9 protein-coding genes and 1 pseudogene are annotated in these 16,066 nt (G+C 40.4%); 9 read left to right on the top strand and 1 reads right to left on the bottom strand.

Translation table 11 applies throughout. The annotated features are described in order from the left end of the window. Nucleotides 1-10 precede the first annotated feature (10 nt). From obgE to R8495_RS08485, 4 genes are read left to right on the top strand one after another with little or no spacing between them, the layout of a single operon-like run. Nucleotides 11-1,303, top strand: a complete 1,293-nt coding sequence (gene obgE, locus R8495_RS08500) for a GTPase ObgE (RefSeq protein ID WP_317635047.1) — start codon at nt 11-13, stop codon at nt 1,301-1,303. Nucleotides 1,304-1,305: 2 nt separating this feature from the next. Then, on the top strand, nt 1,306-3,294 hold the full coding sequence (locus tag R8495_RS08495) for an acyltransferase family protein (protein WP_317635046.1): 1,989 nt from the start codon (nt 1,306-1,308) through the stop codon (nt 3,292-3,294). Between the two features lie 9 nt (nt 3,295-3,303). Beyond that, the gene (gene rnz, locus R8495_RS08490) at nt 3,304-4,242 is read left to right on the top strand and encodes a ribonuclease Z (protein WP_317635045.1); all 939 of its coding nucleotides are present in this window, start codon (nt 3,304-3,306) and stop codon (nt 4,240-4,242) included. Then, entirely contained in the window at nt 4,243-5,019 is a 777-nt protein-coding gene (locus tag R8495_RS08485; protein WP_317635044.1) for an SDR family NAD(P)-dependent oxidoreductase, read from the top strand. It begins immediately after the preceding gene. Here the strand turns inward: R8495_RS08485 and R8495_RS08480 are convergent, their stop codons facing one another. Further along, complete coding sequence (locus R8495_RS08480; protein WP_317635043.1) at nt 5,020-5,940, bottom strand: magnesium transporter CorA family protein; 921 nt, start codon at nt 5,938-5,940, stop codon at nt 5,020-5,022. Nucleotides 5,941-6,042: 102 nt separating this feature from the next. Between R8495_RS08480 and clpB the strand changes: the two genes are divergently transcribed. From clpB to R8495_RS08460, 5 genes and pseudogenes are all read left to right on the top strand, one after another. Continuing rightward, nucleotides 6,043-8,631 carry an ATP-dependent chaperone ClpB gene (gene clpB, locus R8495_RS08475; RefSeq protein ID WP_317635042.1) on the top strand — a complete coding sequence of 863 codons (2,589 nt, stop codon included), beginning with the start codon at nt 6,043-6,045 and terminating at the stop codon, nt 8,629-8,631. A gap of 284 nt (nt 8,632-8,915) precedes the next feature. Then, a pseudogene (locus R8495_RS11195) lies at nt 8,916-9,060 on the top strand (HigA family addiction module antitoxin); the annotation flags it as partial. Nucleotides 9,061-9,223: 163 nt separating this feature from the next. Further along, nucleotides 9,224-12,886 (top strand): BspA family leucine-rich repeat surface protein, encoded by a 3,663-nt coding sequence (locus R8495_RS08470; protein WP_317635041.1) that lies wholly within the window; start codon nt 9,224-9,226, stop codon nt 12,884-12,886. 449 nt (nt 12,887-13,335) lie between these two features. Beyond that, nucleotides 13,336-13,500: a hypothetical protein gene (locus tag R8495_RS08465; protein ID WP_317635040.1), complete on the top strand. Its 165-nt coding sequence runs from the start codon at nt 13,336-13,338 to the stop codon at nt 13,498-13,500. Continuing rightward, entirely contained in the window at nt 13,466-16,048 is a 2,583-nt protein-coding gene (locus R8495_RS08460) for a BspA family leucine-rich repeat surface protein (protein WP_317635039.1), read from the top strand. The genes R8495_RS08465 and R8495_RS08460 overlap by 35 nt, the downstream gene beginning before the upstream one ends. The last annotated feature ends 18 nt before the right edge of the window (nt 16,049-16,066 follow it).

Genomic DNA, 16,066 nt, shown 5'->3' with positions numbered 1-16,066 from the left:
AGGTTAGAAAATGTTTGTAGATGAAACTTATATCAAAGTGGTAGCTGGCAGCGGCGGTAACGGCAAAGTTGCTTTTCGCCACGAAAAATATGTCCCCAACGGCGGTCCCGCTGGCGGTGACGGAGGCAAAGGCGGTGATATTATCGCTGTTGCCGATCCGGGCTTGAAGACTTTAATGGATTTTAAATATCGTCGCAAGTTTAAAGCTGAAAAAGGCGAAGACGGGCAAATTAAGTCGATGTATGGCCATGGTGGTAAAGATTTAATTTTGCAGGTGCCAATTGGGACGATTATTAAAGATGCCAACACTCATGAAATTTTGGGAGATTTAACGCACGCAGGCCAAAAAGTTGTGGTTGCAACGGGTGGTCGTGGTGGCCGCGGGAATATTCATTTTGCCACTTCAACCCATCAAGCACCCGAAGTGGCAGAAAACGGTGAACCTGGCCAAGAACGGGAACTTTATTTAGAGATGAAGTTGCTGGCAGACGTTGGTTTAGTTGGATTTCCTTCCGTTGGAAAATCAACATTTCTTTCGGTTGTCACAAGTGCGAAGCCTAAAATTGCGGCTTATGCTTTTACCACTTTAAGACCTAATCTTGGAGTTTTGCAGTTTAAAGATGGAAGAGAGTTAGTAATTGCCGATCTCCCTGGAATTATTGAAGGAGCGTCGACAGGAGTTGGCCTTGGCCTTGTTTTCTTGCGCCATATCGAACGAACACGAGTGCTCGTCCATTTAGTAGATTTAGATCCGGAAAACGGGCGCGATGCTTTTGAAGATTTTGAAGTAATTGAAGCGGAGCTGAAAACTTATGGGGAAGATGTTGCCAATAAGCCAACAATTGTCGTGGGAACTAAATCTGATCTTCCAGGGGCAGCGGAGAAGTTAGCACAGTTTAAACAATCTTTAACTGCGAAATACGGCGATCGCTTCACAGTTTATGAAATATCTAATCAGACTCACAAGGGAATCGATGACTTAGTTGCGGCGATGTTTAATGAGTTGTCGAAGGTGCCACGGGTCGTTGAAGAAAAAAATTCAGCACTTAAACACGTGGATTACAAATTTACGCCAGAGGAAGAGGGCTTCAAAATTACGAAGTTGGATGAAGGGCGTTACGAGCTTGAGAGTGAGAAAGTCATTAAACTATTAGATCGTTCTAATCTGGATTACTACGATGGCGTGATGCGTTTTGCGCGCTCGTTAAGAAAAATGGGTGTTGATGAAGCGTTGCGTAATTTTGGGGTTCAAGATGGTGACACGGTTGTGATTAAGGATTTTGAACTGGAGTTTAGAGATTAAGAATGGGGCAAAAAGCAAGAAGCACTAAGAGGACCAACGGTGTTTCGACTTATATCACGGGTTTTGATGGTCTTAGAACCATTGGAGTCTTATTAATAATCTTTTATCATTTGAATCCGCAGATATTCCCGGGTGGCTATTTGGGAGTGCCAATTTTCATGGTTCTCTCTGGCTACCTGATTACAGGTTCTTTGATACGCGAAGTTCAAAGAACTCATCATATTGACTACCGCGCATTCTTTATTCGACGGGCCAAGCGACTTTATCCGGCATTAGTAACGATGTTATTGGCTAGCAGCTCATATATTTTATTGTTTCAACGTAATTTGCTTGCCAAGCTTTGGCAGATTGTGTTGACTAACTTGAGTTATTTATATAATTGGTGGCAGATCTTTAATGGTCAATCTTACTTCGAAAGATTTGCTGACAATGAATCGCCATTTACGCATCTTTGGACCCTTTCAATTGAAGGGCAGTTTTATTTGATCTGGCCGCTGGTTATTTTTTTACTGTATAAGCTTCTGAAAACAAATGGCAAACGTTCGCTTGTTGTTTTAGGACTCGCAGTTTTGTCAGCACTTGAAATGGCGTTACTTTATAGTTCAGCTAACATTAATCGAGTTTATTATGGGACTGATACGCGGGCTTTTTCGATTCTTTTAGGTAGTGCCTTGGCATTTGTTTGGCCAGTTAATCGGCTAAATCCCAATTTAAAACGAGAAAGCCGCATTTTGATCGACAGCGTTGGGGCGATTGCGGCACTGGGAATGCTTGGGATGATTTTTACCGTGCGGGATCAATCAAGTGGGCTCTATCATTATGGGATGCTGATTTTTTCAGCTTTGGCGACGGTCTTGGTTGCGGTTATCGCACATCCTGGAGCCAGTTTTAACCGAATTTTAACTACGCGCACAGGCAGCTTTTTGGGAAAAATTAGTTATGGAATCTATATTTATCAGTTTCCGGTGCTGATTTTCTTTGAGAGCAAGGTCAAGCTGATCGCCAAACATCCGTTTCTTTATTCGATAGTTGAGTTATTCATAATATTTGTGATCAGTGCTTTTTCGTATTATTTTATCGAACAATATTTTGCTAAAATTACTTGGTCAAACTTCCAGGCTGATTTGAAAGATATTTTAGTTTTTAAAGGTCAAAAAGGCCTTAAGCTGCGGGGGAAAATCGGTCTTTGGATTTTGGCACCGTTGGTTTTGTTGGGTGTTAGCAGCAATGTGTACTCAGTTTTTGCAAAAGTTCAAAATCCCAATGACACAGCTTTGGCGCGCAAAATTAAGAAAAATGCTGCTGCCCAAAAAGTTCATAATCAATTGGCTGAAAAGAATGCGCAAAAAGCAAATCGTGAGGCAAAACAATTACAAAAAAACCAGGAACGTTCACGTTCAGTAAGTCGATCGACTCGGCGTGCTTTAACATTTGCTGCCAAAAAGAATCCGGTGAATCAAGAATATGAGAAGTATGGACTGACGCAATTTGAACTTCAATTGGCTCAAAGGACTAATCTGACTGCAATCGGGGATAGTGTGATGCTTGATGGGCAGGCAGATCTGACCAAAATTTTCCCTAAGATTGTAATTGATGCAGTAGTGAGTCGGCAGGCCAGCAGTTTACCTGATCTTCTAAAGAAAAAAGCTGAGCAAGGCGTGATTGCTTCGACGATTGTGATTGGTTTGGGGACAAACGGGACGTTGACGCCCGATTTAATTGAGCAGGCGATGCAAATTGCCACTGCTGAGCGTGATGTCTTTTGGATCACCGATCATGTTCCAACCAGGTCATGGCAAGATTCAAATAATGCGGTTATTATGCAAGAGGCAAAAAAATATCCGAATATGCATATTATTGATTGGCATCAGCATGTTGGCAACCATCGTGATTGGTTGTATGATGATTTAACCCATCCGACCCCAACGGGGGCGGTGCAGTACGGCACATTTATTGCTAAGGAGATTCTCCAATTTTTGGAGCAGAAATGATAAATTTAAATGGAAATTGAATTTTTAGGAACTGGAGCAGGAGCTCCTTCAAAAAGTCGTAACGTTACGAGTGTGGCTTTAAAATTATTAGATGAAATTAATGAAGTTTGGCTGTTTGATGTCGGCGAAGCGACCCAACACCAAATATTAAAGACTAATCTGCGTCCGCGCAAAATTGCAAAAATATTTATTACTCATATGCATGGTGATCATATTTTTGGTTTGCCTGGTTTTTTGTCGAGTCGTTCTTTTCAAAATGGAGAAGAAGCGATCGATATTTATGGACCAGTTGGGATCAAAGATTACGTGATGATGAGTTTAAAACTTTCGGGCACCCATTTGGGATATCGCATTAATTTTCATGAGTTGAAAAATGATCAAGGAGTCTTGATTGATGATCAGAATTTTCGGGTTGAATATGCTTTATTAGACCATCGGATTGCGAGTTTTGGTTATCGAATCACCGAGGCGGATAAGCCTGGCGAATTATTGGTTGATAAGTTGCGTGAAGAAAATGTACCGTCCGGCCCGCTTTATGGTAAGTTAAAAAGCGGAGAAGATGTCACCCTGCCGGATGGACGGACACTCTACGGGCATGATTACGTTGGTCCGACAATTCCAGGGCGTGTAGTAGCAATTTTTGGTGATACAAGAATTAGTAAGAACCACCAACTTTTGGCTCACAACGCGGATGTGATTGTTCATGAGAGTACTTTTGCCAGCCAAGAGCGTGATATTGCGCGCCAATATTACCATTCGGCGAGTACTCAGGTTGCGCAGATGGCAAAAGATGCTAAGGCGAAACACTTGCTCTTAACGCACATTTCAGCTCGTTATCTGGGTAAATCGGCTCAAATTCTCCAAAAACAAGCGGAGAAAATTTTCCCGGGAGTTCGAGTTGCTAATGATTTCAGTATCTTCAAAATTCCTCCAAAAAAAGGAGTTTAAATGGCTAAAAGAGTAGTTATTGTGACGGGCGCAACTTCGGGAATCGGATTTGTTGTAGCGAAACTTTTGGTCCAAAGACATTATTTTGTAGTGATGGTCGGACGCAGTTCTGAACGACTTTTGCAATCACAAGCCAAAATTGATCCTAAGCGTGAATCATCTGAAATTATGAGCTGTGATTTGTCGCAGCAAAAAGCCATTAAACGTTTGGTGCAGATAGTTTCCGATAAATATATAGTCACAGCCTTAATCAATCTTGCCGGAAGCGGACATTTTAAAACCGTCCTTGAGACAAGTGATGATGAGATCGCTCAGACTTTTGCAGCAAATACGTTAGGACTGATCTATCTGACAAAGGGAATTGCAGCGCTAATGGTAGCTCAGGGCTTTGGTCAGATCATTAATGTTGCTTCAATGGCGGGCAAGCTTACAACGCCCAAAGCGACGATTTATGGGAGTTCAAAAGCGGCAGTGATTGCTTTTTCTAATGGCTTGCGCCTTGAACTTCGAAGTAAGGGAGTGAAGGTGTCGACGGTCAACACTGGTCCAGTTGCAACACCATTTCTCACCAAAGCTGACCCGAGCGGCAATTATGAACATTCAGTTGCACCTTATCTTTTGAGCTCAAAAGTCGTGGCAAAGAAAATAGCGTCCCTACTGGAACGCTATCAGCGTGAAGTAAATCTGCCATGGTACATGGAAGCGGCAGCTAAGTTTTATCCCTTTGTACCGCATCTGGGCGACTATTTGGCAGGCGTAGTTTTTAACAAAAAGTGATCAGTTAAAGAATCCGCGCTTTTTCAGGATAATATAGACCCAAAACATCAAAAGGATCGTGCCAATTGTGATCAAAAGCCAGGCAGAGGCTTCCTCTTCTCCTGGTAAAGTGACGTTCATGCCGAAAAATCCGACGATAATCGCAGGAATTGCCAGAACAATTGAGGCAACAGTGAGAATGCTCATTGAACGATTGGTTTTGTTGTTTACAATATTTTCGTAAGCGTCGGAAAGCAAATTCATGATCTTGGTTGAAATATTGGCCATATCTAAAGCTTGCTTCATTTCAATTTCGATATCTCTTAGATATTTAATCTCGGGGGTATCGATTTTTTGTTGATATTCTTTTCGAAATTGCTGCAACGTTGCGCGATTTTTTTCGAGCGCACTTAAATAATAAATAAGTTCAACTTTGACATTTAGCAGCTCGCTTAAGTATTCGCTATTGCGTTTATGATAGAGTTCGCTTTGCAGGAGGTTGCGTTTTCGCTCCACCTCTGAAAGAGCATCTAAATATTGAGCTGTCAGATTGTAAAAGGCATTTAAAACCAAATCGAAAGGTTGCATTTTTTCAGGTGGGATGGACTCTTTATAACCCTCGGGCATTTTTTGAATGATGTCAGAGAGCATCTGGCTAGTTGCGTAGTTAGTAAAAGTAATGAGCCGCGTGGAATTCTGAATGAAAAAGGCAATTGGTTGAATTTTCACTCCTTTTTTAACTTTTTCAGCAATCCCGTTTACGATCACCAGATCAGTATCTTCATAATGATCGTAGCGCGGCGACTCAAAATTATCTGTTGCATATTGAATCATTTCCCAACTGAGGTTGTAATCAGCTCTCACTTGGCCAATTTCTTCGTCGCTCGGGTTAATGATTTGAATCCATTCGAAGTTTGAATAACTATTTTCTGTTTTTATCATTTTTTTCACCAATAAACATTATACCAAAAGTCAAAAAAGATGTTTTGACAATTTGACCAATCCTGACTATAATATATGCAAACGAATTTAGAGGTAATAATTATGGACCAGAATAAATTTACTAATACATTAAATGAAGCGATTCAGGCAGCACAACAATTAGCAATTGAAAACCAAAACTACGAAATCGATGTCCCACACTTAATTAAAGCTATTATGGAGCAAGACGACTCATTGGGAGCGACGATCTTTAGCGGCGAGAAAATTGATAATGAGGTTATATCCGCGGAGTTGGCACAAGAAATTGCCAATCTTCCTAAAGTCTCTGGCAGTAATTCAAATTACGGTCAAACGATCTCGCGGGATTTACTCAATCTTTTCACTGAAGCTCAGAAAATCGCCAAGACTTATGGAGACGAGTTTGTGGCGGTGGATACAGTCCTTTTGGCTTTATTCAATTTGCGCCAGCTAGCTTTTACCAAGTTCTTGGAAGGCCGTGGACTAAATCAGACTAAGATGAAGAAAATTGTTGAAGATCTTAGAGGCGGCAGTAAGATTACAAGCCAAGATGCTGAGAAAAATTACAAGGCGCTAGAGAAATATGGTACCAATATGATCGCAGCAGCTCGCAAAGGAAACGCGGATCCAATTATTGGGCGTGATGCGGAAATTATGAACGTGATTCGGGTACTTTCTCGCAAGACGAAGAATAATCCAATTTTAATCGGGGATCCGGGAGTTGGAAAAACGGCGATCGTTGAAGGTTTAGTTCAGCGGATGGTGAACGGCGATGTACCAGATAATTTGAAAGATAAAATTGTTTACAACCTTGATATGGGAGCACTCATTGCAGGAGCTAAGTATCGTGGTGAGTTTGAAGAACGTCTGCAGGCGGTTTTAAAAGAAGTCAAAAAAGCTGACGGACGAATCATTCTTTTTATCGACGAAATTCACAATATTGTTGGTGCGGGCAAAACCGAAGGCAGTATGGATGCAGGAAATCTCTTAAAACCAATGCTGGCCCGCGGCGAGCTGCGCTTAATTGGAGCTACGACGCTTGATGAATATCGGCTTTACATCGAAAAAGATAAGGCGCTAGAGCGAAGATTCCAACGAGTTACAGTTGATGAACCAACCGTTGAAGACACAATTAGTATTTTGCGGGGGTTAAGAGAGCGGTTTGAAGTTTATCATGGCGTTAGAATCCATGATAGTGCGTTGGTTGCTGCGGCAACTCTTTCCAATCGTTATATTACCGATCGATATTTGCCCGACAAGGCAATTGATCTAGTGGACGAGGCGAGTGCTAATATCAACGTTGAGATGCACTCCGTGCCCGAAGAGCTTGATGAGAGTAACCGCAAATTGATTCAACTGCAAATCGAAGAGGAATCTTTGAAGAAGGAAACTGATAAGGCTTCGGAAATTCGGTTGGCTGATACCAAAAAGGCGATCGCCGAAGCGAAAGAAGAGAATAACAAGCTGAAAGCGCGCTGGGATCAAGAGTTGAAATCGATTAATAGCTTAAATGAAAAGAAGAAGCAAATCGAAAAAGCACGTCATGATCTGCAAGAAGCTCAAAATCGAAGTGATTTTGAAATGGCGGCGAAAATTCAGCACGGAACTTTGCCTGAATTAGAACGCGAACTTGAAGAAGACGAAAGCAACTCGAAGAATCATACTGACTGGATGGTTGACGAATCGGTGACGGAAAATGAGATTGCTGAAGTAATTAGTCGACAAACGGGAATTCCGATCTCCAAATTAGTTCAAAGTGATCGGGAGAAGCTTTTGCACCTTGAAGATGATTTGAAGAAACAAGTGATCGGGCAAGACGAAGCAATCAAAGTCGTATCTGATGCTATTATTCGGTCTCGGGCAGGAATTCAAGATCCTGATCGACCGTTGGGCAGTTTTATTTTCCTAGGACCAACAGGAGTTGGTAAGACTCAGCTTGCTAAAAGTTTAGCTGAATTGTTATTTGATTCTGAGAAACACATGGTCAGAATTGACATGAGTGAGTACATGGAGAAAGAGTCGGTCTCACGTTTGATCGGAGCAGCACCAGGATATATTGGTTACGAGGAAGGTGGCCAGTTAACCGAAGCGGTTAAACGCAATCCTTATACGATCATTTTGCTGGACGAAATTGAGAAAGCTCACCCGGATGTCTTCAATGTCTTACTGCAAGTACTTGATGATGGCCGTTTAACTGATGGTAAAGGTCAGACTGTTGATTTCAAGAATACTTTAATTATTATGACCAGTAATTTAGGCGCAGATTTGATTTTGGATCAACAGCAAAAAGAATCAGGCGAAGAACTACATCAGCAGTTAATGAACATCATGAGAGCACATTTTAAGCCAGAGTTCTTAAACCGGGTGGATGCAATCTTAGAGTTCAATGCTTTAAGTGAAGACGATGTAGTCAGAATTGTTAGCATCGATATGCAAGATCTCAAGAACCGTTTGAAAGATCAGCGGATCGAATTGGAAGTAACTCCTGCTGTCTTGGAATGGATTGGCAAGAGTTCTTACGATCCAAGCTTTGGTGCCCGTCCGGTGCAAAGATTTATTAAGAACAACGTGGAAACTCCGCTTGCTAAAGAAATTATCGCAGGTAAGGTGCTACCAGATACAAAGGTTACCGCAGAACTCAATGATAAAGAGTTGGTTTTTGTAAGTAAATAAGAGAGCTGAGCATGCCTTGGCTCTTTTTTGTTTTAAATCATTATTTTATTCGAAAGAAAGTTACTGATGTTTCCATGTGGCTGAAAAAGTTTATCATCAGCTTTTATCCAAGAAATTACTCTCAAGTTGTTAGATAATTCAGGGAATATCAATGATCTAATACAATTGAAGGGCGAACAAATCAATACAGTATTAATCGTGTTTTGAAGAAAAAATAATAAAGATTCTGAGAACTTGGAAATAGTTGACTATCATGCTTGAAAGGAATAGATGATGTGGAATGAATTACAACTCCTGAAATTAGCCAAATTTTGTCAGAAGAATTTGTGCTGCGCGCATGAAATCAGAATCCCGACTTCTAGAATATATGACCGTCGTCAGATAACAGTCGATACTTCGATCAGATTAGGAAGATTATTTGGTGCTAACATCTAATTTTTCAGATATCTGGAATTGTTAATAGGCATTATTAGACTAAAAGTTTTTTTAAAATATCAATTAATGATAAAAAAATTATGATAAATCGATCAACGAAGAATATATCTAATGATATCATTAAGTAAAAGCTTTCAACATATAGAAGGGAATTTAGATGAATTGGCGGAAAATAAAACGACTTTTACTTTTGATAACAGTCATAGCAGTGCTTTTTGTTTTTTGGCACGTAATGCCAAATGTGGATACCCACGCTGACCAAGCCTCGCTTCATGGGAGTTCGAGTAAATTTAAGACACCGAGTTTAAATGAATTAGCGGATCCATTTAAGACCAAAGGGAAACTGGTATCCTCCAGGGGAAATATTGGTCCACAAATAGCAGGAACCGTCGTTCAAACTAATGATTTTCATTTATTTGTGAATAGTCAGATTAATAGTTCTAATCAACCATACGAGGTTTTAAATTGGGATAGTGTTGTTGATAGTTCAGATGGTTACGTGATTCAGCGGACAAATGATGCCGCTCTTCCAAGTAATGAAGCTGCCTGGCAGTTACCCCCCACTAATTATGGTAAGCAGATAACGATCCTTAACGTGTATCCGGATAATTGTAATTATTTGCAAACATGGATGAATCAACTAGACCCAGCCACGGGGCAGCCCGTTTCAATGGGGCTAATCAATGTGGTGCCGGTTTCTTTTGCAGATTTTAACAGTAACCCGGATCAATACTTAAAAGATGCTGCGGGAAACTATCAATATGACGGAATTTATTTTGGTTCAGAGGATGGCAACGGGGGGAACGGACCGAATAACGATTTGAATGCCACGTCGTATGCGGCAACGGTGGCTTACGGGCAAACTGGCCGTTCGATTATCTTAGGCCATGATACGGTTTACTATCAACATCCGTATTTGATGCAATTCGGACCCAGTTTAGGCTTAAAAATTTTACCAGGGTTTCCTAGTTGGGGCGGCAACGTTGGGTTAGGTTCAACAAAAGTCAAGTTTTCAATGAATGGCTTTTTAAACCAGTATCCGTATAAATTTGGCTTAGATCAAACGTTGGAAATAAAATTTTCTCATTCTTCGGGGCAATATTACTTGTACCAAGGAGGAGCACAGAGGTGGATGGAGTATGAGCCGCCATTTTCTTTTGCCGATGAAGCAAAGGAAATTAATTATCTCGATGAAAACAGTAATCAGGTTTCGGGCGATAATGGTCAGCGGATTGGTGATAACAACTTTTATCTGGTGACGAAAAATAATTATGCAATGATTCAAACCGGGCACTCAATTTGGAATGGGATGAGTGCATGTACCCCCGATGAAGCGAAGATTATTGCAAATATGATTTATTACACCAGTACGCTGAATCTATCTACTCAAGGCGAAGATCATACGGTTAAAGATAGTGCTGCGCCTGAGATGCCAACAGTTGCCGGAACGACCGACCGTGATAAAGCAACGCTCCAAATTAAGGCAAGTGATGTGGGAACTGATTATTTTTACCGGGTGAAGGCAAAAACGGCTTCGATGACCAAATATTCAGACGTTGTGAAATCGACGATTACAAGCGGGATCAAAGGGTTTGTTTACCAGATTGATGATAACCCTAATGGGGTGGTAACGCCGGTTAAAGATGCTAATGGAGAAGTGACTAATCTAAATTTAACGGCAGATGCAACGGGTTTAGGCACGATTAACGTTAACCGCGCGGATGGAATTAAGAAGTATTTACATGTCGTCGCTGTGGATCAGAACAATAATTTCGATCTTACCAGAACTAAAACAATTAGTTTAGGTGATTATCTCTGGTGGACGGTAGATAGCAGTAATGTCCTCACGATCTATCCCCACGCCCTGAATTGGGATCGGGACCTTTTTACCTGGCTCGATGGATACGGCTATCCACACCAAGATTGGCCGTGGTATCAGAGCTTTGATCAGATAACGAAAGTAGTAATTTCGCCGGGTGTGACGGTAGATGGATCTATTTATAATTTATTTGCAAAATTAAAAAACATGACGACGATTACCGGAATTGAACAATTAGACACGAGCCAGGTGACGAGTATGGCGGGGATGTTTCGGGATTGTTATGCGTTAACTAGCTTAGATGTCAGTCATTTCGATACCAGCCAGGTTACCGATCTGTCTGCAATGTTTAGTAATTGTCGAGTATTAACTAGTTTAGATGTAACGCATTTCGATACGCGGCAGGTGACCAATATGTCGGAGCTATTTTCTAATTGCCTTTTGTTAGCTAACTTGGATGTGAGCAATTTTGTGACGAGTCGAGTCACCAGTATGAGTAAAATGTTTCAAGATTGTCGAGTTTTGCCATCGATCAATGTGACAAATTTTGATACGTCTCAAGTGACCACGATGTCGCAGATGTTTGATAGTTGCTACAAGGTTCCTAATTTAGACGTCAGTCACTTTGACACTGCCAAAGTGACGAATATGATGTCGATGTTTAGTATGTGTCGCTCCTTATTAAGCATTGATGTGACGCATTTTGATACGAGTCAGGTGACCAGTATGAATGGGATGTTTAATTTTTGTGAATTATTCACCAGTCTTGACGTGACCCATTTTAATACCAGTAAGGTTACTGATATAGGTCGGATGTTTGGCTCTTGTCGCAAGATAACAACGCTTGATATTAGAAATTTTGATACGAGTCAGGTGACTGATATGGCTGCAATGTTTTGTTATGATATAAAAATGACGGATTTGTATTTTGATCCTGATAAATTTAAAACCGATCAGGTAACGCGAATGTCCTCCATGTTTATTCACTGTGAGTCTTTAAAACAATTAGACGTTACTAAATTCAATACTGCTAAGGTCACTCAGATGTCAGGGATGTTTAGTGGTTGTGAAAGCCTAACTGAATTAGATGTCACTCATTTCGAGACGACACATGTATCAGATATGGATTGGATGTTTGAATCATGTAAGAATTTGACAACCATTGATGTTAGTCATTTCGATGGAAACCATCTTAAAAAAGTTAATAGTATGTTTTCAAACTGTCTCAAATTAACCACTTTGGATTTAACAAATTTCAATAACCGCTATAGTTCACTGTCAGGGCGAGAAAGAATGTTCTATAATACGCCAGATCTTTGGAAGATAACGCTTGGACCAAATATGGTGATTGATGATTATATTGGTAATATCGGCAGCGGGTTTCCTGGGAAAAAAATTAATGACTTGGATCATCCGACGAAAAAATATTTCGCGACTAGTTATAATTGGCAAGAAGTGGGTCCGGGCACTGATCCTCATGATCCAAAGGGACCCATCATTACTAGTGAGCAGCTGAGAAGAGAATCGGTCACGCGCCATGATACCAGAACTTATGTTTGGGATCAAAATGGCAAGCAAGATTTAGCAGTTTCTAATACGCTTGTCGATTTGGGAAATCAAAACTTTACGTTTGCGGGCCGAGAAGTTCTAAGTTCCGTGCAATATGTCACTGAAACGGATAATCGGAATAGCCGCAAAGATTTGACTTGGAAGGTTGAAGCGGCAGTTAGTAAAGACCTGCAGCTAGATACTGATTCGACCAAAATTATTAAGGGGAATCCGTTGTGGTTTCATGATACTGCGACCGGCAACAAATATAATTTAACATCTACTGCCCAGACAGTTTATAACGGAACAGCTGGATACATTGGAACTGATTATCAGGATCGAGTTCCGGTATCGTGGAAGCTGGGCTTTAAAACCGAACCGATCAATATTCCAGCACCAGGACACTACACCGGCCAAATTACTTTTACTTTGGTTAATGTCGACGAGATTTAAAATACTTATCAGACGTGTACCCCAAAAATTAGTGAGGAGAATTCATGTATCCTATAGATCCCACAGCTGACCGTTTAGCTCATGAAATTAAAGTTCCGACTTCGGAAATTCATGATATTTTAGATGTTCATCGTTAGATAACAATTGATACCTCCCTCAGATTAGGAAAAGTTTTCGGGATCTCTGAACGCCATTTCCTTAAATTACAAGAATATATTGAATTGCGTAATGTATGAGGATTGGCAAAAGAAAATTGTAGTTATTTTACTATTTGCGCGAGCAAAAACTGAGTACTGGTCTAAATGATCAGTGCTTTTTTTATCAGCCTCACAGCAACATCGTTCGGTTATTCCAAATTTTTTTTATAAAAAACGGAATCAAATTTGATGAGAAGTCTGATATACTATCGATAATTAGTGAATAGATAACACAATTACAAGGAGATGACGATGAAGCTAGTAAAGAAGTTGGGATACATTCTGGCAGTTTTAAGCGGAGTTTGGGCAATTAACTTTGCATTGAATTTTAAACAGAATAACAGAGCTGCTGATTTTCCAGCGAATGTAGCGACATTAACAAATGGTAGCGTTTACAGGGGGGGGGGATTTAGTTAATCAGAAAAAGAAGACTAATATTTTTCAACCTCGTTTAAATATCCAACCTCGTGATATGTCAACGGTCGTAAGTACTGGTGATTTTAGACTCAATGCTGAAAGTAAGTTCGAAGATGGGCAAAGCTACGTCGTTTTAGATTGGGATCCAGTTGTGGATGTAAGTGACGGCTATCTCGTGGAGCGCACAACTGACGGGGCCAACTGGATGGTACCACCGACCAATTATGGAAAAAAGATCAAAATATTAAACGTCTATCCAGGAAGTAATAATTTTTTGAAATCTTGGATGGATCAAGTGGATCCTAATACGGGACAGCCGGTTTCAATGGGATTGATTGAGGTAGATCCGGTATCCATTGATAGTTTTAACGTTACTCCAGATTCCTATTTAAAAGATGATAATGGTAATTATAAGTATGATGGGATTTATTTTGGTTCAGCCGATAATAACGATGGTAAAGATTTAGTAGATGCGTCGGTTCTTGCGACACAAAGATTTGGTGATACTGGTCGATCTGTAATTTTCGGTCATGATACAATGTTCTCTTATCATACTCAGTTTTCTAGATTAGCGTTAAATTTAAATTTGAAATTGTTCTCCAATTTTGCTGGTGGAGTTAATGACGATCGGGTGGGGTCAACAGTTGTTAAATTTACCGAAAAAATGAAACTGGGTTATTTGACCCAATTCCCGTACAAACTTGATCCTAATGCAGAGTTTCACATTGGATTCTCTCATAATAGTGGACAGTATTATCAATATGGTAGTGATACTCAAAGGTGGATGGAATATTTACCACCGTTTGGTGTTTTTGCACCATCAGAACATTATTTAGATGCAAACGGAGTGCCGGTTTTAGGAAACTCTGGCGATCGAACTGGAGATAACAATTGGTATTTGGTCACCAAAAATAATTATTCAATGATTCAAACTGGGCATAGCACGGGTTCGTGTTCATCTGACGAAGCCAAAATTATTGCTAATATGGTTTATTTTACCAGCACTCTAAATGTGTTGCCGCACGGCGAGGATCATACGGTCAAAGATTCTGCTGCGCCAGACACACCAGATTTATCACTAACTTCTCAAAACACTGATCAGATTAACTTGAACATTAATTCTACTGACAATAAAACTGATTACTATTATCGGGTTAAAGCTAAGACGCCAACGATTACGAAATATTCTGATCATGTGAAAGTTCCTGTTATCAGTGGACTGAAAGGATATGTATATTCTTTAGATGATGATCCAGCAGGCGAGCCAGAGATAACTAAAGATCCGACAACCGGAAACATCACTAACATTAATTTAAATCCAAACTCTAATACTGATAATCAAGCGCCACTGACTGTTAATCGTTCAAATGGAGCAGGAAAATACCTGCATATTGTGGCGGTTGATAACGCTAATAATGTTTCAGGTACTAAAACAATCAATTTAAGTGATTATTTCTGGTGGGATTATAAAGCGGCGACAAAAGCTCTGACCATTTATTCTCATGCTCTAAATTTTGATAATGATACCCAAACAGGATCTAATGGCTTAAAAGAGTGGCCTTGGTGGAGTAGCTATCGAACTTTGATCGAAAAGGTTGTGATAAAACCAGGGGTGTCTTCCGTTAATAAATTAGATAATCTTTTCGTGGATTTAAATGCTTTGGTCTCAATTGAGGGAATGGAAAATCTTAATACTGATCAAACTACCAGCATGCAAAGTTTCTTAAAAAACTGCACGTCTTTGAAAAATATCGATGTGAGTCGTTTGGGGACAAGTGCACTAACGAATACATCTGAGATGTTTTACAATTGTCGAGCACTCGAAGTTTTAGATCTTAGAAATTTTGATTTGAGAAATGTTAGTAATAGTTCCAATATGTTTTGGAGTACGCCTTCTCTTTGGCAGTTAATCCTAGGGGAAAATACAAAACTTAATTCTGATGCGGCGTTAGCTAATCCAGCTGTTGAAACAGAGATTGTAGACGCAGGCGTGACGTATTATGTGACGAATCCGCAGTGGCGTGAAATTGGATCAGGAGGAACGGTTCACGATCCAAAAGGATTGTCCCAAACTGCTGCTCAGATTATAAGTGATTCAGCGACAGCCACCGGAATACGAATTTATGTTTGGGATCAACAGGGTAAGCAAACCCTAGCGACCACCGGCAATATTGATTTTGGTACCCATCGGGGCTCAATTCGGGAGCATGATTACATGAGTACAGCGCAGGAATTCAACATCACTGATAATCGGAATGCACGTAGCGGTAAGTCTTGGCGTATTGAAGGAGCCGTAACGAAGCAATTCGAACTTGCAAATGACACCACCAAGAAAATTTCAGGTAATCCAATTTACTATCAAAGTAATGGGGCGACAACTAACCTTACGTCAACGGCTCAAACGCTATATAGCGGAACGGGGGGTAGTGGCTATCAAGATATACTGGCGATTCCTTGGACTATGAGTTTTAAGTCTCAAGCAAGTACTATCCCAGTCCCGGGTCAATATAAAGCGACAATCACATATACTTTAGTCAATGTTCCGTAATTACGATTCCATTTTATA

Source organism: Xylocopilactobacillus apicola (assembly GCF_033095985.1).
Lineage (GTDB): Bacteria > Bacillota > Bacilli > Lactobacillales > Lactobacillaceae > Xylocopilactobacillus > Xylocopilactobacillus apicola.
Note: the sequence above shows the minus strand (reverse complement) of the source record. Positions and strands in the feature narration are given on the sequence as shown.

Bases quoted from the DNA above. Each gene is read 5' to 3' on its own strand.
- obgE (WP_317635047.1), top strand. From the start codon at position 11: ATGTTTGTAGATGAAACTTATATCAAAGTGGTAGCTGGCAGCGGCGGT.
- R8495_RS08495 (WP_317635046.1), top strand. From the start codon at position 1,306: ATGGGGCAAAAAGCAAGAAGCACTAAGAGGACCAACGGTGTTTCGACT.
- rnz (WP_317635045.1), top strand. From the start codon at position 3,304: ATGGAAATTGAATTTTTAGGAACTGGAGCAGGAGCTCCTTCAAAAAGT.
- R8495_RS08485 (WP_317635044.1), top strand. From the start codon at position 4,243: ATGGCTAAAAGAGTAGTTATTGTGACGGGCGCAACTTCGGGAATCGGA.
- R8495_RS08480 (WP_317635043.1), bottom strand. From the start codon at position 5,940: ATGATAAAAACAGAAAATAGTTATTCAAACTTCGAATGGATTCAAATC.
- clpB (WP_317635042.1), top strand. From the start codon at position 6,043: ATGGACCAGAATAAATTTACTAATACATTAAATGAAGCGATTCAGGCA.
- R8495_RS08470 (WP_317635041.1), top strand. From the start codon at position 9,224: ATGAATTGGCGGAAAATAAAACGACTTTTACTTTTGATAACAGTCATA.
- R8495_RS08465 (WP_317635040.1), top strand. From the start codon at position 13,336: ATGAAGCTAGTAAAGAAGTTGGGATACATTCTGGCAGTTTTAAGCGGA.
- R8495_RS08460 (WP_317635039.1), top strand. From the start codon at position 13,466: ATGGTAGCGTTTACAGGGGGGGGGGATTTAGTTAATCAGAAAAAGAAG.